The organism is Psychrobacillus sp. FSL K6-2365, from assembly GCF_038003165.1.
Taxonomy (GTDB): domain Bacteria; phylum Bacillota; class Bacilli; order Bacillales_A; family Planococcaceae; genus Psychrobacillus; species Psychrobacillus psychrodurans.
Map to the genome: position 1 here is coordinate 1,478,770 of NZ_JBBOOO010000001.1, position 22,920 is coordinate 1,501,689.

The 22,920-nt window shown below is 36.5% G+C and carries 23 protein-coding genes; all 23 read left to right on the top strand.

Going from position 1 to position 22,920, the window contains the following annotated elements; all coding sequences use genetic code 11:
• Positions 1-11 precede the first annotated feature (11 nt).
• Positions 12-2,081, top strand: a complete 2,070-nt coding sequence (locus MKY29_RS07040) for a chemotaxis protein CheA (protein ID WP_340879394.1) — start codon at positions 12-14, stop codon at positions 2,079-2,081.
• Between the two features lie 32 nt (positions 2,082-2,113).
• Positions 2,114-2,572, top strand: coding sequence for a chemotaxis protein CheW (locus tag MKY29_RS07045; RefSeq protein WP_090562528.1), 459 nt, complete (start codon positions 2,114-2,116; stop codon positions 2,570-2,572).
• Positions 2,573-3,205 (top strand): chemotaxis protein CheC, encoded by a 633-nt coding sequence (locus tag MKY29_RS07050; RefSeq protein ID WP_093494473.1) that lies wholly within the window; start codon positions 2,573-2,575, stop codon positions 3,203-3,205.
• Between the two features lies 1 nt (position 3,206).
• A complete protein-coding gene (locus tag MKY29_RS07055; protein WP_090562523.1) occupies positions 3,207-3,704 on the top strand; it encodes a chemotaxis protein CheD in 498 nt (165 codons plus the stop codon).
• Entirely contained in the window at positions 3,701-4,018 is a 318-nt protein-coding gene (locus MKY29_RS07060; protein ID WP_093494474.1) for a hypothetical protein, read from the top strand. Before MKY29_RS07055 ends, MKY29_RS07060 begins: the two co-directional genes overlap by 4 nt.
• Before the next feature lie 115 nt (positions 4,019-4,133).
• Positions 4,134-4,904, top strand: a complete 771-nt coding sequence (locus tag MKY29_RS07065) for a FliA/WhiG family RNA polymerase sigma factor (protein ID WP_340880826.1) — start codon at positions 4,134-4,136, stop codon at positions 4,902-4,904.
• 149 nt (positions 4,905-5,053) lie between these two features.
• Positions 5,054-5,356, top strand: coding sequence for an RNA polymerase subunit sigma (locus MKY29_RS07070; protein WP_340879395.1), 303 nt, complete (start codon positions 5,054-5,056; stop codon positions 5,354-5,356).
• Between the two features lie 8 nt (positions 5,357-5,364).
• A complete protein-coding gene (locus MKY29_RS07075) occupies positions 5,365-5,841 on the top strand; it encodes a DUF6115 domain-containing protein (protein WP_093494476.1) in 477 nt (158 codons plus the stop codon).
• A gap of 151 nt (positions 5,842-5,992) precedes the next feature.
• Complete coding sequence (gene rpsB / locus MKY29_RS07080) at positions 5,993-6,715, top strand: 30S ribosomal protein S2 (protein WP_090562513.1); 723 nt, start codon at positions 5,993-5,995, stop codon at positions 6,713-6,715.
• 102 nt (positions 6,716-6,817) lie between these two features.
• Positions 6,818-7,702, top strand: coding sequence for a translation elongation factor Ts (gene tsf, locus MKY29_RS07085; protein ID WP_093494477.1), 885 nt, complete (start codon positions 6,818-6,820; stop codon positions 7,700-7,702).
• Between the two features lie 241 nt (positions 7,703-7,943).
• Positions 7,944-8,669 carry a UMP kinase gene (pyrH, locus tag MKY29_RS07090; protein ID WP_090562507.1) on the top strand — a complete coding sequence of 242 codons (726 nt, stop codon included), beginning with the start codon at positions 7,944-7,946 and terminating at the stop codon, positions 8,667-8,669.
• Entirely contained in the window at positions 8,669-9,226 is a 558-nt protein-coding gene (gene frr, locus MKY29_RS07095; RefSeq protein ID WP_090562503.1) for a ribosome recycling factor, read from the top strand. Before pyrH ends, frr begins: the two co-directional genes overlap by 1 nt.
• Positions 9,227-9,418: 192 nt before the next feature.
• Positions 9,419-10,213 (top strand): isoprenyl transferase, encoded by a 795-nt coding sequence (locus MKY29_RS07100; RefSeq protein WP_093494478.1) that lies wholly within the window; start codon positions 9,419-9,421, stop codon positions 10,211-10,213.
• The gene (locus MKY29_RS07105; RefSeq protein WP_340879396.1) at positions 10,210-11,001 is read left to right on the top strand and encodes a phosphatidate cytidylyltransferase; all 792 of its coding nucleotides are present in this window, start codon (positions 10,210-10,212) and stop codon (positions 10,999-11,001) included. The genes MKY29_RS07100 and MKY29_RS07105 overlap by 4 nt, the downstream gene beginning before the upstream one ends.
• Positions 11,002-11,018: 17 nt before the next feature.
• Positions 11,019-12,167 (top strand): 1-deoxy-D-xylulose-5-phosphate reductoisomerase, encoded by a 1,149-nt coding sequence (gene dxr, locus MKY29_RS07110; protein ID WP_241595880.1) that lies wholly within the window; start codon positions 11,019-11,021, stop codon positions 12,165-12,167.
• Between the two features lie 45 nt (positions 12,168-12,212).
• Positions 12,213-13,478, top strand: coding sequence for an RIP metalloprotease RseP (gene rseP, locus MKY29_RS07115; protein ID WP_340879397.1), 1,266 nt, complete (start codon positions 12,213-12,215; stop codon positions 13,476-13,478).
• Positions 13,479-13,551: 73 nt separating this feature from the next.
• Positions 13,552-17,865 (top strand): PolC-type DNA polymerase III, encoded by a 4,314-nt coding sequence (locus MKY29_RS07120; protein WP_340879398.1) that lies wholly within the window; start codon positions 13,552-13,554, stop codon positions 17,863-17,865.
• Between the two features lie 134 nt (positions 17,866-17,999).
• Entirely contained in the window at positions 18,000-18,479 is a 480-nt protein-coding gene (gene rimP / locus MKY29_RS07125) for a ribosome maturation factor RimP (protein ID WP_340879399.1), read from the top strand.
• Between the two features lie 22 nt (positions 18,480-18,501).
• Positions 18,502-19,635, top strand: a complete 1,134-nt coding sequence (gene nusA / locus MKY29_RS07130) for a transcription termination factor NusA (protein ID WP_090562479.1) — start codon at positions 18,502-18,504, stop codon at positions 19,633-19,635.
• Positions 19,636-19,654: 19 nt separating this feature from the next.
• A complete protein-coding gene (gene rnpM / locus MKY29_RS07135; RefSeq protein WP_090562476.1) occupies positions 19,655-19,933 on the top strand; it encodes an RNase P modulator RnpM in 279 nt (92 codons plus the stop codon).
• Positions 19,930-20,250 (top strand): YlxQ family RNA-binding protein, encoded by a 321-nt coding sequence (locus MKY29_RS07140; protein ID WP_090562473.1) that lies wholly within the window; start codon positions 19,930-19,932, stop codon positions 20,248-20,250. Before rnpM ends, MKY29_RS07140 begins: the two co-directional genes overlap by 4 nt.
• 4 nt (positions 20,251-20,254) lie before the next feature.
• Positions 20,255-22,621 carry a translation initiation factor IF-2 gene (gene infB, locus MKY29_RS07145; RefSeq protein ID WP_090562470.1) on the top strand — a complete coding sequence of 789 codons (2,367 nt, stop codon included), beginning with the start codon at positions 20,255-20,257 and terminating at the stop codon, positions 22,619-22,621.
• The gene (locus MKY29_RS07150) at positions 22,621-22,899 is read left to right on the top strand and encodes a DUF503 domain-containing protein (protein ID WP_090562467.1); all 279 of its coding nucleotides are present in this window, start codon (positions 22,621-22,623) and stop codon (positions 22,897-22,899) included. The genes infB and MKY29_RS07150 overlap by 1 nt, the downstream gene beginning before the upstream one ends.
• The last annotated feature ends 21 nt before the right edge of the window (positions 22,900-22,920 follow it).

Sequence of the window (22,920 nt, forward strand, 5' to 3'; positions counted from 1 at the left end):
GGTGTTAATCAATGGATACAAATCAATATTTGGAAATGTTTATAGAAGAAAGTAAGGAACATTTACAAGCCTGTAATGAACATTTATTAGAATTAGAAAAAAATCCTGAGAATATAGCAATTGTTAATGAAGTATTCCGCTCTGCGCATACTTTAAAAGGTATGTCAGCAACAATGGGTTATGAAGATATCGCAAATTTAACGCATAAGATGGAAAATGTTTTAGATGAAATTAGAAATAGCCGTCTACATGTCACTGCTGAATTATTAGATGTCGTTTTCGTTGCAGTCGATCAATTGGAAGAAATGGTATTGGACATTGCAGCGGGAGGAAAAGGAAAGCTAGATGTAACAGATACTGTACAAAAGCTCCATAAAATAGAAACTGGAGAAGTAATTTCAGTTGCTGCTACTACAGTAGAACCCTCTATTATAGATGATACTACTACTAATACTACACAGGATAACTGGTTAACTTATGACGATTATGAAATGACTGTAATTCAGCAGTCAGTCGAACAGGATTTCTTTACGTATGAAATTTCTGTCAAACTGCGTGAAGATTGCTTACTAAAAGCTGCTAGAGTATACATGGTTTTTGAATTATTAGAAAAAATGGGTGACGTTATAAAATCTTCCCCAACTGTTGAGAATTTAGAGGGTGAAGATTTTGATGAGATTTTCTATGTAGCTCTAGTGACAAATGAACCTTCAGACGATGTGCAAAAGAAATTGATGAAAGTTTCTGAAGTAACTGAAGTACTAGTAAACTCAGTAACATTAGAACAACTAAAAAAACGTAATAGTTTTGAGGTAGACAAAGTTGAAGAGACTTCAGTGGTGGAAATGACAGATGTTACTGAAGATAACCAACAAATAGTGGAAGTAAAGTCTCCTGAAAAATCGCCGACATCTAAAAACAATCAAGTCCAATCTAGTAAAACTATTCGTGTGAATATTGAAAGATTAGATATATTGATGAATTTATTTGAGGAGTTAGTAATTGATCGCGGACGTCTTCAGTCAATCTCGGAAGATTTACATAACAGTGAGTTAGATGAAACTGTAGAACGTATGTCCCGCATAACCGGTGACCTACAAAATATTATATTAAATATGCGTATGGTTCCAGTAGAAACAGTATTTAATAGATTCCCAAGAATGGTACGTCAGTTAGCACGTGATTTAAATAAAAAAATCAATTTAGAAGTGATCGGTGCTGAAACAGAATTAGACCGAACAGTAATTGATGAAATTGGGGATCCACTTGTACATTTAATTAGAAATTCCTTAGACCATGGAGTAGAAAGCCCTGAAATCCGTTTAGCTAAAGGTAAACCAGAGGAAGGTACAGTAGTACTTCGTGCATACCATAGCGGTAATCATGTGTTTATCGAGATTGAGGACGATGGTGCGGGCATTAACCGTGAAAAAGTCTTGAAAAAAGCTATATCAAAAGGAATTGTTTCAAAAGAAAGTGCTCAAGCAATGAGTGATAAACAAGTGGCAGAGCTAATTCTTTCTTCTGGATTCTCTACTGCTGATGTTATTTCGGATGTCTCAGGTAGAGGCGTTGGATTAGACGTAGTAAAAACGACGATTGAATCCCTTGGTGGTTCTATTGATATATCTTCAACGGAAGGGCAAGGTTCATTATTCTCTATTCAATTACCGTTGACGCTTTCTATTATTTCTGTAATGTTAGTAGAACTTGGTGAGGAAATTTATGCTATACCTCTTTCTTCTATTATTGAGACTGCGATTATCCGTTCATCTGATATATTAAATGCTCACAATCAAAAAGTAATAGATTTCCGTGGCAAGGTCGTTCCGTTAGTATTCTTAGAAAATGTATTTGATGTTCCTAGAGAAAGTACTGATGATGAATTTCACTCTGTTGTTCTTGTTCGAAAAGGAGACAAAATGGCTGGTCTTGTAGTAGATTCGTTTATCGGTCAACAAGAGATTGTCTTAAAATCACTTGGTGCATATTTATCAAGTGTATTCGCAATCTCCGGTGCAACTATTTTAGGTAATGGTAAGGTAGCACTAATTGTAGATTGTAATGCATTAATCAGTTAAATAGCATCTACTAGAAAGGATGAGAGAGCGTTATGACAGAAACAGCAGTAGATTATGAAAATTTAAAAGTAGTAGTTTTCCAATTGGCAGATAAAGAATATGTTATACCTGTTAGTCAGGTTCAAGGTATTGAGAAACTTATATATATTACACGTGTCCCTAAAACCCCTTCATTTGTGAAGGGAGTTATCAACTTACGTGGAGTAGTTACTCCTATTATTGATTTGAAAAATCGTTTTGGATTAGGAGAGAGTAGTTTAAACGAATCTACTCGTATTATTATAATAACGTTGGATGATATGGATGTTGGAGTAATTGTTGACTCTGCTAATGATGTATTGGATATACCAGTAGGTTCAATTGAACCACAGCCAGAGGTAGTTGGAGGTATGGAACAAGACTTTATAGCTGGAGTTGCGAAAATCGATAGCCGTTTGTTAATCCTTCTTCACTTAAATCATGTATTAAATCCTATTAAGTCAGGAGTTTAAATGATGTATGACAGTAAAATAACTTCCATGCATTTAGATGTCTTAAAGGAAATAGGAAACATTGGCGCTGCTCATGCGGCGACAGCATTGTCGACGTTATTAAATAAAAAAATTGATATGAAGGTACCAAAGGTGGAAATGGTATCATTTGACGATATGATGGATTTAGCTGGAGGCCCAGAGAGTGTAGTTGCCGGTATTTATCTTCGTATAGAAGGTGACGTTACTGGTAGTATGTTTTTTGTTCTACCAGTGGAACAGGCGAATCGATTTATACGAAGATTGGTACAAGATGAAACTTTCGATTTTCAAACAGGTGAAGTATCTGAAATAGGGGCCTCTGCCATGCAAGAGCTTGGTAATATACTTTCTGGTTCCTATCTATCTGCATTATCAGACTTTACCCGTTTAAAAATATACCCTACTGTACCTGCCCTAAGCGTAGATATGGTTGGTGCTATTATAAGTTTTGGATTGGTAGAGTTATCTCATATAAGTGATTATGTCATTGTAATAGATACAGCTATCAATGAAGAGGATGTTCCGAACGAAGAGAGTGTGAAAGGACATTTCTTTTTATTACCGGATCCAGAATCATTTGAAGCTATTTTTAAAGCTTTAGGAGTTAACTAATATGAACGCACAAGGTCAAATAGTCAAAGTCGGTATAGCAGATATGAATATTGCAAAAGCTCCAGATAAAATACGTACTTCCGGACTTGGATCGTGTGTAGGAGTTGTTCTATATGACGAGAGATCAACGACGGTAGGTATGATCCATGTTATGCTACCTGATTCGAGTCTAGGAAGAGCGGAAGCGATAAATATTGCGAAATTTGCAGATACTGGTATTCCAGCGATGGTGGAGCAGTTAAAAATTGAAGGTATTCAACCTTATAAGTTAAAAGCTAAAATAGCAGGTGGGGCTCAAATGTTTCAGTTCTCTACTACTAGTGAGACGATGAGAATTGGGCCGCGTAATGTCGAGGCAGTCAAAGAGTATTTAAAAAAGTTTTCTATTCCTATTATCGCAGAAGATACGGGGGGGAACAGTGGTAGAACAATAGAGTTTGATCCTACTACAAAACTATTAAATATTAGAACAGTGAACCAAGGAGTGAGAGATATATGATGGTAGGAACTATTCTTTCTAACTTTTGGGTAGCGCTTATTGCTTTTAGTGTATATTTTTTATTTTCTTATCCTTTTATAGAAGGTATGGGAATTATTTTTGATGCGTGTATTGTTGCTGTTGTATTTTTTCTTCTAACATTTCTGGGTAGAGCAATTATTAGATATATAATAAGTAATCCCCCGGAAGAAATGGAAGGTATGCCGATAGATAATGATACTGAAATTTTAAAATCTGAAATTTCTCCAGAAGATTATGCAGAGCTAGTAAAGACAATGCTAAACGAAGAGGAACAACCTAATTCACAGCACTAATATCGCAAAATGTATTAAAAATCGGGGGAGTCGATAGTTTCGACTCCCCTTTTTAGTGAGATTTTTGTTATAATAACAATAATGATTAGATATATTGGAAAGGGGGATAATTTTGATAGATCATGATTCGACAGATGAGCAACTTCTTTGGAAGAGTTGGACTGAAAGCAAAGATCCTCAGGCCGGAGATTTACTCATGAAAAAATATATACCGCTAGTTAACTATCATGTGCAAAGAATCGGTGCAGGTATCCCTAAAAATATATCTAGAGAAGAGCTTAAAAGTTTAGGAATGATGGGATTATTTGATGCTCTTAATAAATTTGATTATAGTAGAGAGTTAAAATTTGATACTTATGCTTCGTTTCGGGTAAGAGGGGCTATCATTGACGGATTGAGGAAAGAAGATTGGCTTCCACGATCTTCGCGAGAAAAAGCGAAGAAATTAGAATCTAAAATTGAAGAACTCGAGCAAAAGTTGATGAGACATGCATCTGCAGAAGAAATAGCAGAATTCGTCGAAATGTCTGTAGAAGATGTATATCATACAGTACAAGAGCATTTTTTCTCGAATGTATTGTCAATTGATGAGCAGCTACAAGAAAGTGAAGAACCTGAACACAAATCATATGTCATTCGAGATGACTCTCAGAAAACTCCAGAACAACAAATGGTTAAACGAGAGCTAATTGAAGATTTAGCAAATCAAATTCAACAACTAAATGAAAATGAACAATTAGTATTAAATTTGTTTTATACAGAAGAATTGACGCTTACAGTTATTGGAGAAATGCTAGGTTTGTCTACTTCTAGAATATCTCAAATTCATTCGAAAGCACTTTTTAAACTTAGAAAACTATTAATGAATGAAATGATGAATGTATAAGTTAAATGCATAATTACTTACTTCAATATAAAACGTGAATAGTGATGTGATATTCAATTATCCATAAAGTGCGTTGGAGCGAAAATCAACCTTTCGGATATTACTATTAAATTATTAAATTGGTATATATAGAAAAAGGGGATACTACCATGAGCTTAAAGTTAGCAGAACTTCAAATAGCTATTCCTAAAACGTTTGATGCTGGTAAAGTAGCCGATCAAATCCAACAACAAAGTGCAATACAACAATCTAATGCGCAAGCAGCTTCTGAAAGACAGTTAGAAAAAAATAGAGAAACGGTCACAAAGTCTACTGAAGCATCGGAGACAAGTTCCCAAGATGATGAAAAAGAAAGAATGGAGCAAGAGCGTCAAAATAGAAAAAAGAGAGAACAGGAAATAAAAGAGACAAAGCATCCTTTCAAGGGGAACTTTGTAGATTTTAGTGGTTAGGAGCAGTTATGATAACGACTATTTTAATAATATTATTCTTATTGCAAGTAATGAGTTTTTACTTTATTGCTCTATTAAATGCCAAAATTTCAAAGTTTAGTAAGATGGAAGAAAAGCAACAACAAGTTTTGAGCGACATTGAAGATTCTTTTAGTGCCTATATCGCTGAAATTACAGATGAAAATAATCGACTTTTGAAGGAACTGCAAAATACAGAAGTACCTAGAACAACACCTACGAAAGTTTTAGAAAAACCATCAATAAAAGAGGCTACAGCTTTTGAACCGCAGACTTCATTTGTATCTAAACAAATAGCTGCAAGCAGTTATTTGAAAACTGCTCAAGCGACAACGAAAAAAGTTCCTGAAACTGTGAGAGAAAAAGTGTTATTTCATTATGAAGAAGGAAAAAATCCGGACGAAATAGCAAAAATGTTACAAATAGGGAAGACGGAAGTGGAGCTTTTTCTAAAATTTAACGACTAAATAGTTGAAAGTATAAAAATCATATGTTATATTAGAAAACGGTATGAATACACACGCATTTCGGATGGATTTAGCAGGTGCTCTATTTATAGAGTAGCTAAAGAAAAATGATGAATGCGGAAGACTAAACCAAACCAGGAGGAAACAAATCATGTCAGTAATCTCAATGAAGCAATTATTAGAGGCTGGTGTACACTTCGGTCACCAAACTCGCCGTTGGAATCCAAAAATGAAAAAATACATTTTTGTTGAACGTAACGGAATCTACATTATCGATCTTCAAAAAACGGTAAAGAAATTAGAAGAAGCTTATGATTTCATGCGTCAAGTAGGTCAAGACGGTGGGAAAGTTCTTTTCGTAGGAACTAAAAAACAAGCTCAAGAAGCTATTAAAGAAGAAGCTGAACGTTCAGGTAACTACTACATTAACCAACGTTGGTTAGGTGGTACTTTAACAAACTTCGGTACTATTCAAAAACGTGTAGCTCGTCTAAAAGCAATTGAAAAAATGGAAGAAGACGGTACTTTTGAAGTACTTCCTAAAAAAGAAGTTGTTCAACTTAAAAAACAACATGAGCGTCTTGTTAAATTCTTAGGCGGTATCCGTGATATGAAAGCTGTTCCGGATGTAATGTTTGTTGTTGATCCACGTAAAGAGCGTATTGCAGTTGCAGAAGCTCGCAAATTAAACATTCCATTAGTAGGAATCGTTGATACAAACTGTGATCCAGATGAAATCGACTATGTAATTCCTGCAAATGATGATGCAATTCGTGCGGTTAAACTATTAACAGCTAAAATGGCGGATGCATTACTTGAAGCAAGACAAGGTGAAGACGAAGAAGTAACTTCTGCTGAAGTTGCAGCTGAGTAAGACCTGAGTAATACAAATTGTAATTAACAGGTGATAAGCGGCCAAACCTCTTATCACCTTTTTTTGAGAAAATGATATTAAATGTACTAGGAGGAATTTATAATGGCAGTTACAGCACAAATGGTAAAAGAATTGCGTGAAAAAACTGGTGCAGGTATGATGGATTGTAAAAAAGCTTTAGTTGAATCAGATGGTAATTTAGAAGCAGCAATCGACTTTTTACGTGAAAAAGGTCTTTCATCTGCAGCTAAAAAGGCAGATCGTATTGCTGCTGAAGGAACAACTTATATTCAAGTTGAAGGAAACAAAGCTGTATTATTAGAAATGAATGCAGAAACTGATTTTGTTTCAAAAAACGAGTCTTTCCAACAATTAGTACAAACAGTAGCTTCTCATTTATTAGCTACAGAACCAGCTTCAGTAGAAGAAGCTTTAGCTTCAACTGTTGAAGAAGGAGTTACAGTAGAAAACTTAATCTCTAACGCAGTTGCTAAAATCGGAGAAAAAATTACACTTCGTCGTTTCGTAATCGAAACTAAAACAGATGCAGATGCATTTGGTCCATACCTACACATGGGAGGACGTATCGGCGTTCTTACAGTATTAGAAGGTTCAACAGATGAGCAAGCAGCTAAAGATGTTGCTATGCATATTGCAGCATTAAACCCTGCTTATATTTCACGCGATGAGGTTTCTGCTGATGAAGTAGAACGTGAACGCAAAATATTAACAGAACAAGCTTTAAATGAAGGAAAACCTGAAAATATCGTTGCTAAAATGGTAGAAGGTCGCCTTGGCAAATACTTTGAAGAAGTTTGTGTATTAGAGCAATCATTTGTTAAAAACTCAGACCAAAAAGTAAAAGTATTTCTTGAATCAACTGGTGGTAAACTAGTTTCATTCACTCGCTATGCTGTTGGTGAAGGAATCGAAAAACGTGAAGACAACTTCGCAGAAGAAGTAATGAGCCAGGTTAAAGGAAACTAATACTAGAAAAGCGGCAGACGCCTAATCTAGCATCGAAAAGCGGTGGAAGAATTTCAAGTAAAGGCGTACTTTGCCTTTGCTGAAATTTTGAAGCGACTCGAGGTGCTAGGCGCCGAAGCTGGACAATATAGAAAAGCGGCAGCCGCCTTATAAGCGTTTTTGCTCGAAATAATATACAATAACAACCAGGGAACACGTAACTTGTGTTCCCTATTTTTCAAGATAGAGATGGAGGATACCTATGAGCAAACCACAATACGAAAGAATCGTTTTAAAATTAAGTGGCGAGGCATTAGCTGGAGAACAAGGTTTCGGTTTATCTCCTGACATTATTAAATCTGTAGCCGAACAAGTGAAAGAAGTTGTAGATCTTGGTGTAGAGGTTGCGGTAGTTGTTGGTGGTGGAAATATATGGCGAGGTAAAGTAGGAAGCGAAATGGGCATGGATCGTGCTACTGCTGACTATATGGGTATGCTTGCTACAGTTATGAACTCACTTGCACTACAAGATTCTCTTGAAAAAGCAGGTGTCGAAACACGCGTTCAGACATCTATCGAAATGCGACAAGTTGCAGAGCCTTACATACGTAGAAGAGCTATTCGTCATTTAGAAAAAAAGCGTGTAGTTATTTTTGCAGCAGGTACCGGAAATCCATACTTCTCAACAGATACAACAGCAGCTTTAAGAGCAGCTGAAATAGAAGCAGATGTTATTTTAATGGCCAAAAATAATGTAGATGGTGTATATTCTGCTGATCCTAAGACGGATAGTACAGCAGTAAAATATGATAATCTTTCATTTATCGAAGTGATTCAACAAGGTCTGCAAGTTATGGATTCTACTGCTTCTACTTTATGTATGGATAATGACATAGCTCTTATTGTATTCTCAATAATGGAAAAAGGTAATATTAAAAAGGCTGTGCTAGGGGAGACCATAGGTACAGTCGTTAGGAGGAATTCATAATGCCGAAAAAAGTGATAGAGCAAACAACAGATAAAATGGCAAAAACGATATCAGTTTATAGTAGAGAATTATCTACTATCCGTGCTGGTCGTGCTAGTGCTTCTTTACTTGATAAAATTTCAGTAGATTATTATGGAGCACCTACGCCAATCAATCAAATGGCTGGTATTTCTGTACCTGAAGCCCGCTTAATAACAATTCTACCTTATGATAAAACAATTCTAGGGGATATTGAAAAAGCGATTATGAAATCTGATTTAGGGATTACTCCAACTAATGATGGAACATTAATTCGTATTGCAATCCCAGCATTAACGGAAGAGCGTCGTAAAGAATTAGTTAAACAAGTGAAAAAAGAAGCGGAAGAAGCAAAAGTAAATGTTCGTAATGTTCGCCGCGACGGCAATGACGACTTGAAAAAACTTGAAAAATCTGGTGAAATAACAGAAGACGAGTTAAGAAACTATACAGATGAAATTCAAAAACTAACAGATGCTAATATTGAAAAAATCGATGCAATTACAAAAGAAAAAGAAAAAGAAATCTTAGATGTTTAATCTTTAAGAAGATGTGTTTGGGATTAAAGTAGTAAAGAATACCAATATCTTTTTCAATGAAGTATTTTGGTCAAGCACCTTTGAACTTTTATTTAAAAAAGGCGTCCTTTGAAGGGGACGTCTTTTTATATGTACGTTTTTTTGATATGATAGGTATAGACGTTCGACTTGGTTTAGATTGGGGGTTTCTAAATGTTTAAAAAACTTATTCGTAAAAATGATAAAAGAATCGATATTCATTTAGATGAACGAAAAGAAAATGCCCAAAAAGAACAATTGCCATGCCATATTGCGATTATTATGGATGGGAACGGTAGATGGGCAAAAAAGAGGTCCCTTCCCCGTATTGCTGGACATCATGAAGGTATGAAGACTGTGAAAAAAATAACTCGATTCGCCAATGAAGTAGGAATCGACACGTTAACTTTGTATGCTTTTTCAACAGAAAATTGGAAGCGTCCGAAAATGGAAGTAGACTTTTTAATGCGACTCCCCGAGGAGTTTTTAGGGACTTATTTGCCAGAACTAATCGAGCAAAATGTTCAAGTGCGTATGATGGGGAATTTAGATGTGCTACCTGAGCATACTAAAAGAGCTATTAACAAAGCGGTAGAGGAAACCGCAAAAAATGATGGTCTGATACTTAATTTTGCTTTGAACTACGGAAGTAGAAATGAAATTGTGCAAGCAGTTAAACGTATTGCCAAGCAAATAGAGCAAGATGAAATTTCCGAAGAAGAAATTACGGAAGAGTTATTGAACAGTCATTTAATGACTAAAGACTTGTCGGAACCTGACCTTCTTATTCGAACGAGTGGCGAGGTGCGACTGAGCAATTTCATGCTATGGCAGCTTGCTTACACTGAGTTTTGGTTTACAGATACGTTATGGCCTGACTTTGATGAGGCTAGTTTGTTAGAGGCTATCGAAAGCTATCAAAAAAGAAATAGAAGATACGGTGGACTTAAGGGGGAAGAAGTGAATTGAAACAACGAATTATTACTGGTGCTATTGCGTTAGCACTATTCCTCCCGATTGTTTTATTAGGCGGGTCTGTTTTCACGATATTAGTATACATAATAGCAGCGGTTGGCTTGCATGAAATGCTGCGTATGAAGGGTATAAGGATATTTTCATTTGCTGGTTTAGTTTCGTTTCTACTCCTGTTTCTATTATTATTGCCGTCATCCTTTGCGGAAGAGATATTAACATATACAGGGCACACGAAATTAGAATGGTTGTTTGTTGGAGTTTTCTTAGTGTTAATCTATACAGTATTAGTAAAAAATCGTTTTACTTTTGATGATGCTGCATTTGTAATTTTGAGTACACTTTACGTTGGAATTGGTTTTTATTATTTTATTGAAACAAGAAATGAAGGCTTGGCATACGTTATCTTTGCATTGCTTATTGTATGGACAACAGATTCTGGTGCTTATTTTACCGGTCGAAAAATCGGGAAAAGGAAATTATGGCCAGAAATTTCTCCAAATAAGACGGTAGAAGGATTTGTTGGAGGAATTATATGGGCGTTAATTACTGCTTTTATCATTCAATGGATCAGCCCACTTACTTCATCGATTCTAGTTTTAATAGGAATTACTATTGTTGCATCTATATTCGGACAACTGGGAGACCTAGTGGAATCAGCGATAAAAAGACATTATAATGTGAAAGATTCTGGTAATCTGTTGCCAGGTCACGGTGGAATTTTGGATCGTTTTGACAGTATTTTATTTGTCTTACCGCTTCTTCACTTTTTACATTTTATATAAGGAGACGACATTATTTCATGGTGAAAAGAATAAGTTTATTAGGAGCCACTGGTTCTATCGGGATACAAACACTGGATATAATAAAAGAACATCCAGATCAGTTTCAACTAGTAGCATTTTCAGCGGGGAAAAATATAGAAACTACAAAGCAGATAATTCGAGACTTTGCTGTTCCTTTAGTTTCTGTTTTATCCGAAGAGGATGCCATTCATTTGGGAAAAGAGTTTCCTCAAATCGAAATAGTTTTCGGTGACCATGGATTAGTACAAGTTGCTGCCCATGCTGATGCGGATGTCTTAGTGAATGCAGTTTTAGGTAGTGTGGGTTTAAGACCAACATTAGAAGCTATCAAACAAGGAATAACAATTGCAATTGCTAATAAAGAGACACTAGTAACTGCAGGTCACTTAGTAATGAAAGCTGCAAAGGAATATAATGTACCTATTCTACCAGTAGACAGTGAGCATTCAGCATTATTTCAAGCAATGAACGGAGAAAAACGATCGGAAATTGCAAAGCTAATAATTACTGCATCGGGTGGAAGTTTTCGTGACCGTACACGGGACGAATTAAAAAATGTAACAGTACAGGATGCACTTAATCATCCGAACTGGTCGATGGGTTCGAAAATTACGATTGATTCAGCCACGATGATGAACAAAGGTCTGGAAGTAATCGAGGCGAAAGTACTTTTTGATATTGCTTATGATGACATTGAAGTGTTGCTTCACCGAGAAAGTATTATCCATTCGATGGTTGAATTCCAAGATACTAGTGTTATTGCACAGCTAGGAACACCGGATATGCGTGTACCAATTCAATATGCATTGTCTTATCCAGAGAGATTGACAAGACAAAACGCACCGCGTCTTAATCTAGCTCAAATAGGGAAATTAAATTTTGAAGAGATGGATTACACGCGTTATCATGCATTGAAATTGGCCATAGATGCAGGACGAGCAGGTGGTACAATGACAACGGTGCTAAATGCTGCAAATGAAGCAGCTGTATCTTTGTTTTTACAACAAAAAATCGGTTTCTTAACAATTGATGAGTTAATTGAACGAGCAATGAATGAGCATGAGAGCCTTTCAGATCCAGATTTGGAAACAATTCTACATGTAGATGCAAAAACAAGAAATTCCGTTGAGAACATGGTAAAATGATGAAATGTGAAAGTATAATCAGCTAGAAACTAAAGGTGGGATATAATGGAGACAGCCATTGCGTTTATAATTATATTTGGAAGTATTGTATTTTTCCATGAGCTAGGGCATTTTATCTTTGCTAAAAGAGCAGGAATTATGGTCCGTGAGTTTGCGATTGGTATGGGACCTAAAATCTTTGGATATACAAAAGGCGAGACTCTTTATACACTGCGCTTATTGCCAATTGGTGGATATGTCCGTATGGCCGGTGAAGATATGGACTCCGTTGAACTACAGCCAGGTTTTCGTTTAGGTATACATTTGAATGATTTAGATGAAATCGATCAAATTTTATTAAATCAAAACAAACAGTTTCCAGATATGTTATTTTTAGAAGTAGAAAGATCTAATTTAACAGATCAAATGTTTATAGAAGGATACAATGAAGAAGAAAAGTTAGTGCGATATAAGGTAGCGCGAAATGCTGTCATCAATGAAAAAGGCAATGAAACAATAATTGCACCTGCAGATCGTCAATTCGGTTCCAAGTCAGTTGGACAACGTACGATGACTATTTTTGCAGGACCACTTTTTAACTTTATCCTATCCTTTTTCATTTTCTTAGCACTTGGTTTGTTCCAAGGATTACCAACATATGAACCTGTTATAACTAGGGTTGTTAAAGACAGTCCTGCCGCACAAGCAGGTATGCAAGATGGTGATTTAGTTACCAAAATAGATGGAATCTCAATTACTACATGGGACGAACTATCAGAAAAAGTGAAGGTTAGTTCAAATGAACTGATGGAATTTACAGTTGAACGTGATGGACAAGAAGTAAATCTATCTATGACACCAAATGAAGCGGTAGTAGAGAAAGAAAAAGTTGGGCAAATTGGTGTTGAATACACTAGTCCTATGGAAAAAAATCCAGCTAAGGCAGTTGTTTTTGGAGCAGAACAGACTTATGAATGGACTAAACGTATATTTACCGTACTTGGAACATTAATTACTGGTAATTTCTCCATCGATGATTTATCAGGGCCAGTTGGAATCTATAAAGCTACGGAAGAAGTTGCTCAATATGGTGTGTATAATTTAATGCACTGGGCTGCAATTCTTAGTATAAATCTTGGTATTATGAACTTATTACCATTACCAGCATTAGACGGAGGAAGGTTATTATTCTTCTTGTTCGAAGCCCTGCGTGGGAAACCAGTAGATAAACAAAAAGAAGGTATGGTCCACTTTGTAGGGATTATGCTGCTCATGGTATTAATGGTTGTCGTTACTTGGAATGACATACAAAGGTTTTTCTTTAATGGGTAAAAATTCTAAAGGGGGGGAGTTCAACTATCTGAACTTCCTTCCTTTATCTTTGGAGTAAGGAGGGATTAGAGTTATGGATGATGGGAAAATGAGAATGCATTTGTTATTGCAACAGCTGGATTTAACAGAGGATTCTTTCGTAAAGCATTTTGAACATGCTTCGATAGATCGATTCACTGTACATAAGAAAAATAGGCAATGGGATTTTCAAATTCAATTAGAGGCTATACTACCTATAGATGTATTTACGATACTCCAGACAAGGCTAATAGAAAAGTTTTCTGGTATTGCTAATATATTGCTAACTATTAAAAGTAATGGAAATCATGTTTCACAGGAGTTGATCAATCAATATTGGCCGTTAGTTCTTAAAGAGTTAAGTGATATGGCTCCACCTTTAAAAGAGCGCTTATTAAAACAACAACCTGAATGGAACGGTCAGATGATTCATTTAACCTGTGGACAGGAGATTGAATTACGTACGTTTAAAAAGAAATATATCGAACAATTATCGGATGTATATGTCGGGTTTGGATTTCCTAAAATAGCCTTCGACTTTCGATTAGTAGAAGATACTGAAGCAATAGCTAAAGCTCAGATGGAGTTTCTAGAACAACGACGTTTAGAAGAAGAGATGCTTGGTCAAAAAGCGTTAGAAGATATGCAAAAACGCGATCAAAATAGACAGGAAAATGGAAACCAAAATACGGACGGACCTTTCCAACTGGGGGTACCGCTTAAAAAAGATGAGCCTATTATCGATATAAAAACAATCCAGGATGAAGAACGTAGAGTGACGATTGAAGGATTTGTATTCGATGTAGAAGTTAAAGAGTTGCGAAGTGGCCGTTCACTTCTAACTGCAAAAGTTACCGATTATACAGACTCCATATTAGTGAAGATGTTCTCTAGAGATAAAGAAGATGCTCAAATGATGGAACGACTGCAGAGAGGTATGTGGATAAAGGTTAGAGGTTCAGTGCAAAACGATACATTTGTACGAGATTTAATCATTATGGCACAAGATATGAATGAAATAAATCCGATGGTTCGAATGGATACAGCGAAAGAAAAACGAGTAGAATTACATCTTCATACACCGATGAGTCAAATGGATGCTGTTTCTTCAGTTTCATCACTAGTTTCGCAAGCAGCTAAGTGGGGGCATAAGGCTATAGCTATTACAGATCATGCTAATTTGCAGTCATTTCCAGAGGCGTATGCTGCAGGGAAAAAGAATGGCATTAAAATTCTATATGGATTAGAAGCGAATCTTGTACATGATGGGGTTCCTATTGCTTATGATGAGCAACATACTGCATTAGAAGATGCTGTCTATATTGTATTTGACGTTGAAACTACAGGGTTATCTGCCACTTACGATAAAATAATTGAATTGGCCGCTGTAAAAATGCAAAACGGCAATATAATAGATAAGTTTGAACGATTTGTAAATCCACACCATGCACTTTCCGCAACAACCATTGAGTTAACTGGAATTACAGATGAAATGGTTCGAAATGCACCTGAGATAGAACAGGTTATTAAAGACTTTTATGAGTTTATTGGAGATGGCATTATTGTTGCACATAATGCATCTTTTGATATGGGATTCTTGTACGAGGGATATCGTAGAACAGGAATAGAACATTTCAATCACCCAGTTATAGACACTTTGGAGCTTGCTCGTTTTTTACATCCAGAGATGAAGTCCCATCGACTTGGAACTCTAACTAAAAAATTCAATATTGAGCTCACACAAGCCCACCGTGCAATCTTTGACTGTGAAGCAACAGGTTATTTATTGCTTCATTTATTAAAAGAAGCAGAAGAACACAAAATAGTGTACCACGATGATTTTAACAAGCATATTGGACAAGGTGACTCTTATAAACGAGCTAGGCCAACTCATTGTACAATTTTAGCTAAAAATGAAATAGGTTTAAAAAACCTGTTTAAATTAGTGTCCCTTGCTCATACTACTACATTCTATCGTGTACCAAGATTAAAAAGATCTGTGCTTCAAAAACATAGAGAAGGTCTAATCATTGGATCGGGATGCGATAAAGGAGAGGTTTTTGAGGGACTCATGCAAAAACCATTAGAACAAGTAGAAGAGATTGCTCAGTTCTATGATTATTTAGAAATACATCCTAAAGAGGTATACGCACATTTAATCGAAGCAGAATTAGTTAGAGATGAATGGAATTTAGAAGATATCATCCGTAAAATGATTAAACTTGGTAAAAAACTAAATTTACCAGTTGCAGCAACCGGTAATGTGCATTACTTGCATGAAAATGACGCTATTTTTAGAAAAATATTAGTAAACTCACAAGGTGGGGCCAATCCACTAAATCGTCATGGGCTACCTAAAGTACATTTCCGTACGACCAATGAAATGTTAGATGCCTTTGCGTTTCTTGGAGAAGACCTGGCAAAAGAGATTGTAATTACTAATCCTCAAAAAATAGCAGATTCACTTGAAGACATTAAACCAATAAAAGATGATTTATATACACCTAAGATTGAAGGAGCAGATGAGGAAGTAAGAAATCTTACTTATTCTAAAGCTAAAGAAATCTATGGGGAAGAATTGCCTGAAATAGTTGAAGCACGAATTGAGAAAGAGCTAAAATCCATTATAGGTCATGGTTTTGCTGTTATTTATTTGATATCTCATAAATTAGTAAAAAAATCATTAAATGATGGTTATTTGGTTGGTTCAAGGGGTTCGGTAGGTTCTTCTCTTGTAGCAACAATGACTGAAATTACAGAAGTAAACCCGTTACCACCTCATTATGTATGTCCTAGTTGTCAGCATTCAGAGTTTTTCCAGGACGGGTCAGTTGGTTCTGGCTTCGACTTACCAAACAAAAATTGTATTAAATGTGATACTCCTTATGTAAAAGATGGACAAGATATTCCGTTTGAAACTTTCCTAGGATTCAAAGGAGATAAAGTACCCGACATAGATTTAAACTTTAGCGGTGAGTATCAACCTATTGCACATAACTATACGAAGGAATTATTCGGCGAGGATTATGTATTTCGTGCTGGTACAATTGGAACCGTAGCTGAAAAAACAGCCTATGGATATGTCAGAGGCTATATGAATGATAATAATATAGCTCTTCGTGGTGCGGAAATCGATCGTTTAGTACAGGGCTGTACTGGAGTTAAGCGAAACACTGGTCAGCATCCAGGTGGTATAATTGTTGTTCCAGACTATATGGATATATATGACTTTACACCAATACAGTTTCCTGCAGATGCCCAAGACTCCGAATGGAAAACAACTCATTTTGATTTCCATTCCATTCATGATAATTTGTTAAAACTAGATATTCTGGGGCACGATGATCCAACTGTTATACGTATGCTTCAAGATCTATCTGGTATTGATCCAAAAACAATTCCAACTGATGATCCAGAAGTAATGAAGATATTTAGTGGAACGGCATCGTTAGGTGTAACCGAAGAGCAAATTGACTGTAAAACAGGTACATTAGGAATTCCGGAATTCGGAACTCGTTTTGTTCGTCAAATGCTAGAAGAAACAAAGCCATCTACATTTTCTGAGTTAGTCCAAATATCTGGGTTATCTCACGGTACAGATGTATGGCTTGGAAATGCTCAGGAACTGATCCAAGCTGGCACCTGTCAGCTTTCGGACGTAATTGGATGCCGAGATGATATTATGGTTTATTTGATCTATCAAGGGTTAGAGCCTTCTTTAGCGTTTAAGATCATGGAGTCCGTCCGGAAAGGGAAAGGACTTACTCCAGAATTTGAAGCAGAGATGAAGAAACAGGGAGTTGCCAATTGGTATATTGAATCCTGTAAAAAAATTAAATACATGTTCCCGAAAGCCCATGCTGCCGCGTATGTTTTAATGGCTGTTCGTATTGCATATTTTAAAGTTCATTACCCCATACTATATTATGCAGCGTATTTGACAGTAAGAGCATCTGATTTTGACTTAATCTCTATGGTTAATGGTTCTCATACAATTCGTGCTAAATTAGATGAAATAAATGCGAAGGGTTTGGAAGCATCTCCAAAGGAAAAGAGTTTATCAACGGTGTTAGAAATTGCGCTTGAAATGTCCGAAAGAGGTATTAAAATCCAAAAAGTGGATTTATACAAATCGCATGCCAATGAATTTAAAATTGAAGGAAATACGTTAATTCCTCCTTTTAATTCGATACCAGGATTAGGCACAAATGTTGCTTTCCAAATTGCTAAAGCAAGAATTGATGGTGAATTTTTATCGAAGGAAGACCTTCAGCAGAGAGGTAAAGTGTCGAAGACAATCATCGATTATATGGATACGATGGGCTGTTTAGAAGGGTTACCAGATGCCAATCAGCTTTCACTGTTTTAGTAGGAAATTTGCAAGGCTACATGATGTATGGTAATATAAAACTACCAATGTTTCATAGTTCTGTGACGAAAGAGTGGGATTTCCCGCTCTTTTCTGTTGTTATATAGAAAATCATTGTTGTGTAGGAGGCTTATATGAGTAATATTACAAGTAAAATTGAAGAGCTTGTATCGCCTATTTTACAAGAGTTAAATTTAGATCTTGTAGATATAGAATATGTAAAAGAAGGCCGAGATTGGTTTTTACGTATTTATATCGATACTCCAACTGGCGGTATAGATATTGAACAATGCGCTCAAGTTAGTGAAAAGTTAAGTGAAAAGCTAGATGTAGAAGATCCGATATCGGAAAATTACTTTTTAGAGGTTTCTTCTCCAGGAGCAGAACGACCTTTGAAAAAAGATGCTGACTTTACGAAGGCAATTGGTAAATATGTTTACATCAAAACATACGAACCAGTGAACGGGGCAAAGGAATTTGAAGGCACATTACTTTCATATTCAATAGATGAAGGCGCATTAATTGAAGTACGAGTTAAAACTAGAAGAGTTAAAATTCAAATTGAAAAAGAGAAAATTGCGCTTGCTCGTTTAGCAATTGATTTCTCTGCATAACGTATATGGAGGAGTGAAAGCAGTGAGTAGTGAATTATTAGACGCGTTAACTGCGCTCGAACAACAAAAGGGAATTTCAAGAGATGTTTTAATAGAAGCAATAGAAGCTGCTTTAGTAACAGCTTACAAAAGAAATTTTAACCAAGCCCAAAATGTTCGAGTGGATATTAACTTAGCTACTGGTACTATGCTGGTTTATTCAAGAAAAGATGTAGTAGAAGAAGTTGCGGACGATCGCTTGCAAATTTCTTTAGAGGATGCTCGAGTTATAAACCCACATTATGCAATTGGTGATGTAGTGGAAGAGGAAGTAACTCCACGTAATTTTGGTCGTATTGCTGCCCAAACAGCTAAACAAGTTGTAACTCAACGTGTCCGTGAAGCTGAACGTGGTCTTATTTACGAAGAATATGTGGATCGTGAAGATGATATCGTAAATGGTATTGTGGAACGATTAGATGCACGAAATATATACGTGGGATTAGGAAAAGTAGAGGCAGTACTACCTGCGAATGAACAAATTCAAACAGAGACATACCGACCTCATGAACGCATAAAAGTGTATATTACAAAAGTAGAACGCACAACACGTGGTCCTCAAGTATTCGTTTCTAGAACACACCCAGGCTTACTTCGTCGCCTGTTTGAAATGGAAGTACCAGAAATCTTTGAAGGTATTGTCGAGATTAAGTCTATTGCTCGTGAAGCAGGGGACCGCTCTAAAATTTCTGTTTTTGCACATAATGATGAAATAGATCCAGTTGGTTCTTGTGTTGGTGCAAAAGGAGCTCGAGTACAAACAATTGTAAATGAGCTAAGTGGAGAGAAAATTGACATAGTTGAATGGTCTGAAGATCCGGTAGTGTTTGTAGCAAATGCACTAAGTCCTTCTAAAGTTATCGACGTTCAAGTAAATGAAGAAGAAAAATCTACAACTGTTGTAGTTCCAGATTATCAGTTATCTCTTGCAATTGGCAAAAGAGGTCAAAATGCTCGTCTTGCAGCAAAACTAACTGGATGGAAGATTGATATTAAAAGTGAAACAGATGCAAGAGAACTTGGAATTTATCCAAATGAAAATTCTCCACAACTTATAATAGAAAACTTGGATGAAGAAGAATTGGATGATTTCGATTTTTATAAAGAAGAAGAATAAGCAAGGATGGTGATTTTGTATGGCGGTTCAAAAGAAAATACCGTTACGTAAATGTGTTGCTACTGGTGAAATGTTTCCGAAAAAAGAAATGATTCGTATCGTCCGTTCGAAAGAAGGAGAAGTATCTGTGGACCTAACTGGTAAAAAATCAGGTCGTGGAGCTTATGTATCTAAATCTATCGAAGCGGTAAACCAAGCGAAAAAGAAAAATTCATTAGGCACTCATTTAGAAGCACCAATTCCAAATGAAATATACGATCAGTTAATCGTCATTATTGAAAGAGAAAAACTCAAATGACTTTAGGAGAACAAATATCTAATCTATTGGGTTTAGCAACTCGAGCAAGAAAGACAATAACTGGTGAAGAATTAGTAGTTAAAGAAATAAGAAGCCAAAAGGCAAAACTAGTTGTTTTATCGAATGATGCTTCTAAAAATACAGCAAAAAAAATTAACGATAAATGTGCATCTTTTAACGTTGAGCTGCATGTCTTTGGAGACCGGCACGATCTCGGACATGCGACGGGAAAAGAGGCCAGGGTGGCAATAGCCATTATGGATGACGGTTTCGCTAAAAAACTGTCCGGCCTTCTCAACGAATATAACCGGGGGTGAGCTAATGACTAAAATCAGAGTTCATGAATACGCGAAACAAATAGATAAATCAAGTAAAGAAGTTATTGAGCAACTAGGAAAGATGAATATTCAAGTAACGAATCATATGTCAACACTTGAAGGTGAAGCTATCAAAAAACTTGATGGTATTTATAAAAAGTCTACACAGCAAACAACTAAACCTGCTCAAACATCTTCAAAACCAGTACAACAAAATCAATCAAGACCAACTAATCAAGGTCAACAGCAAAGGTCTTCATCACAAGGACAGTCGAGACCGTCTAACCAAGGTCAACAAAGACCAACATCACAAGGACAGTCGAGACCAGCTAACCAAGGTCAACAAAGACCAGCTTCACAGGGACAATCTAGACCGGCTAACCAATCGAATACAAAACCTGGTACATCAGGTACTAATACTCAAGCTAGTAGCACACAAGGAAGTAATAACCAACCTAAAAAGACATTTACTAACAACAAAGCTCCAGCTGGTGCTTATCGTCCGGGTGGTCAAAATCGTCCAGGTGGTAATAGACCTGGTCAAAAATTCCAAAAACGTAGAAAAGGTCCTACTACACCAGTTCAACCACCAGTACCAAGAAAAGAACGCGAACTTCCAGAGAAAATTACGTTTACCGATTCTTTAACTGTTCTAGAACTTTCGAAAAAAATTGGTCGTGAACCAGCAGAAATCATCAAAAAGTTATTCCTACTTGGCGTTATGGCGACAATAAATCAAGTGTTAGATAAGGATGCAATCGAACTTATTTGTGCAGACTATGGTGTAGAAGTGGAAGAAGAAATTCGAATCGATATTACTGATTTAGAAGTTCACTTCGATCCTACTCCAGAAGACAGTACTAAGCAATCGGAGCGTCCACCAGTGGTTACAATTATGGGGCACGTTGACCATGGTAAAACAACCCTTCTTGACTCAATCCGTAATACAAAAGTAACTGCAGGGGAAGCAGGCGGTATTACTCAACATATCGGTGCCTACCAGATTATTGATAATGACAAAAAGATTACGTTTTTAGATACACCAGGACATGCTGCATTTACAACAATGCGTGCACGTGGTGCGAAAATTACGGATATTACGATTCTGGTAGTTGCAGCAGATGATGGTGTTATGCCTCAAACTGTAGAAGCCATTAACCATGCTAAAGCAGCTGAGGTTCCAATTATCGTTGCAGTTAATAAGATGGATAAACCATCTGCTAACCCTGACCGTGTTATGCAGGAGTTAACAGAGCATGGATTAGTTCCAGAAGCATGGGGTGGAGAAACAATCTTCGTGCCAATTTCAGCCCTTAAAGGTGAAGGAATCGAAAATCTATTAGAAATGGTATTACTTGTGTCTGAGGTTGGAGAGTTAAAAGCAAATCCAAATCGCCTTGCATTAGGAACTGTAATTGAAGCACAACTTGACAAGGGTAGAGGTTCTGTTGCTACATTGTTAGTTCAAGATGGTACGTTAAAAGTTGGAGATCCTATCGTTGTTGGTCATGCATTTGGCCGTGTAAGAGCAATGGTTAATGATCTTGGGCGTCGTGTGAAAGAGGCAGGTCCATCTACTCCAGTAGAGATTACTGGTTTAAACGAAGTACCTCAAGCGGGTGATCGTTTTGTCGTATTTGAAGATGAAAAAACAGCTCGTCAAGTTGGAGAATCTCGTGCATCAGAAGCTCAAGTAACTCAACGTTCAGAAAAAACTCGTGTGACATTAGACAATTTATTTGATCAAATGAAACAAGGTGAAATGAAAGAGTTAAACTTAATCGTTAAAGCAGACGTTCAAGGTACTGTTGAAGCTATGGCTGCTTCCCTTATGAAAATTGATGTTGAAGGTGTTAATGTCCGCATCATTCACACTGGAGCAGGAGCTATTACGGAATCAGATATTAGCTTAGCAGCTGCATCGAATGCAATTGTTATTGGATTTAACGTACGTCCAGATACAAATGCTAAACGTATGGCAGATCAAGAAGGCGTAGATATTCGTCTGCACCGTATTATCTATAAAGTAATCGAAGAAATTGAATATGCGATGAAGGGACTTCTTGACCCTGAATTCCAAGAAAAAATCATCGGTCAAGCGGAAGTTCGTGAAACTTTCAAAGTATCTAAAGTTGGTACGATTGCTGGTTCTTACGTTACAGAGGGTAAAATTTCTAGAGATAGTGGTGTTCGTGTCATTCGTGACGGAATCGTTATTTTTGAAGGTGAACTTGATACACTAAAACGCTTCAAGGATGATGCAAAAGAGGTTGCTAAAGGATATGAATGTGGTATCACTATTAAAGGCTTTAATGATATCAAAGAAGGCGATATCGTAGAGGCGTATATCATGGAAGAAATTAAACGATAATGATTGTATATGCAGATTGCGAATTTCTCATTCCTACTGCACATTCTTTAAAAGAAAAGCGAGCAGTCCTTCAACGAATGCTCACTAGAACAAAACAGAAGTATAATGTTTCTATTTCAGAATTAGATCATCAAGATACATGGCAGCGTACTACTATAGGGATCGTTTCAATTGCCTCACAAAAAGATGCAGCTGAACGAGAGCTTATGAACGCCATCCGTTTTCTCGAATCTAATCCTGAATGGGAATGCATTAATATAAGTAAAGAATATTTATAAATGAAAATGAGGTGTAGCGAT

Coding starts and splice junctions, on each gene's coding strand:
- MKY29_RS07100 (WP_093494478.1), top strand. CDS start 9,419: ATGTTTAAAAAACTTATTCGTAAAAATGATAAAAGAATCGATATTCAT.
- frr (WP_090562503.1), top strand. CDS start 8,669: ATGCCGAAAAAAGTGATAGAGCAAACAACAGATAAAATGGCAAAAACG.
- rpsB (WP_090562513.1), top strand. CDS start 5,993: ATGTCAGTAATCTCAATGAAGCAATTATTAGAGGCTGGTGTACACTTC.
- infB (WP_090562470.1), top strand. CDS start 20,255: ATGACTAAAATCAGAGTTCATGAATACGCGAAACAAATAGATAAATCA.
- rimP (WP_340879399.1), top strand. CDS start 18,000: ATGAGTAATATTACAAGTAAAATTGAAGAGCTTGTATCGCCTATTTTA.
- MKY29_RS07075 (WP_093494476.1), top strand. CDS start 5,365: ATGATAACGACTATTTTAATAATATTATTCTTATTGCAAGTAATGAGT.
- MKY29_RS07045 (WP_090562528.1), top strand. CDS start 2,114: ATGACAGAAACAGCAGTAGATTATGAAAATTTAAAAGTAGTAGTTTTC.
- MKY29_RS07150 (WP_090562467.1), top strand. CDS start 22,621: ATGATTGTATATGCAGATTGCGAATTTCTCATTCCTACTGCACATTCT.
- dxr (WP_241595880.1), top strand. CDS start 11,019: ATGGTGAAAAGAATAAGTTTATTAGGAGCCACTGGTTCTATCGGGATA.
- MKY29_RS07050 (WP_093494473.1), top strand. CDS start 2,573: ATGATGTATGACAGTAAAATAACTTCCATGCATTTAGATGTCTTAAAG.
- MKY29_RS07060 (WP_093494474.1), top strand. CDS start 3,701: ATGATGGTAGGAACTATTCTTTCTAACTTTTGGGTAGCGCTTATTGCT.
- MKY29_RS07120 (WP_340879398.1), top strand. CDS start 13,552: ATGGATGATGGGAAAATGAGAATGCATTTGTTATTGCAACAGCTGGAT.
- MKY29_RS07040 (WP_340879394.1), top strand. CDS start 12: ATGGATACAAATCAATATTTGGAAATGTTTATAGAAGAAAGTAAGGAA.
- MKY29_RS07055 (WP_090562523.1), top strand. CDS start 3,207: ATGAACGCACAAGGTCAAATAGTCAAAGTCGGTATAGCAGATATGAAT.
- tsf (WP_093494477.1), top strand. CDS start 6,818: ATGGCAGTTACAGCACAAATGGTAAAAGAATTGCGTGAAAAAACTGGT.
- MKY29_RS07140 (WP_090562473.1), top strand. CDS start 19,930: ATGACTTTAGGAGAACAAATATCTAATCTATTGGGTTTAGCAACTCGA.
- pyrH (WP_090562507.1), top strand. CDS start 7,944: ATGAGCAAACCACAATACGAAAGAATCGTTTTAAAATTAAGTGGCGAG.
- rseP (WP_340879397.1), top strand. CDS start 12,213: ATGGAGACAGCCATTGCGTTTATAATTATATTTGGAAGTATTGTATTT.
- rnpM (WP_090562476.1), top strand. CDS start 19,655: ATGGCGGTTCAAAAGAAAATACCGTTACGTAAATGTGTTGCTACTGGT.
- MKY29_RS07070 (WP_340879395.1), top strand. CDS start 5,054: ATGAGCTTAAAGTTAGCAGAACTTCAAATAGCTATTCCTAAAACGTTT.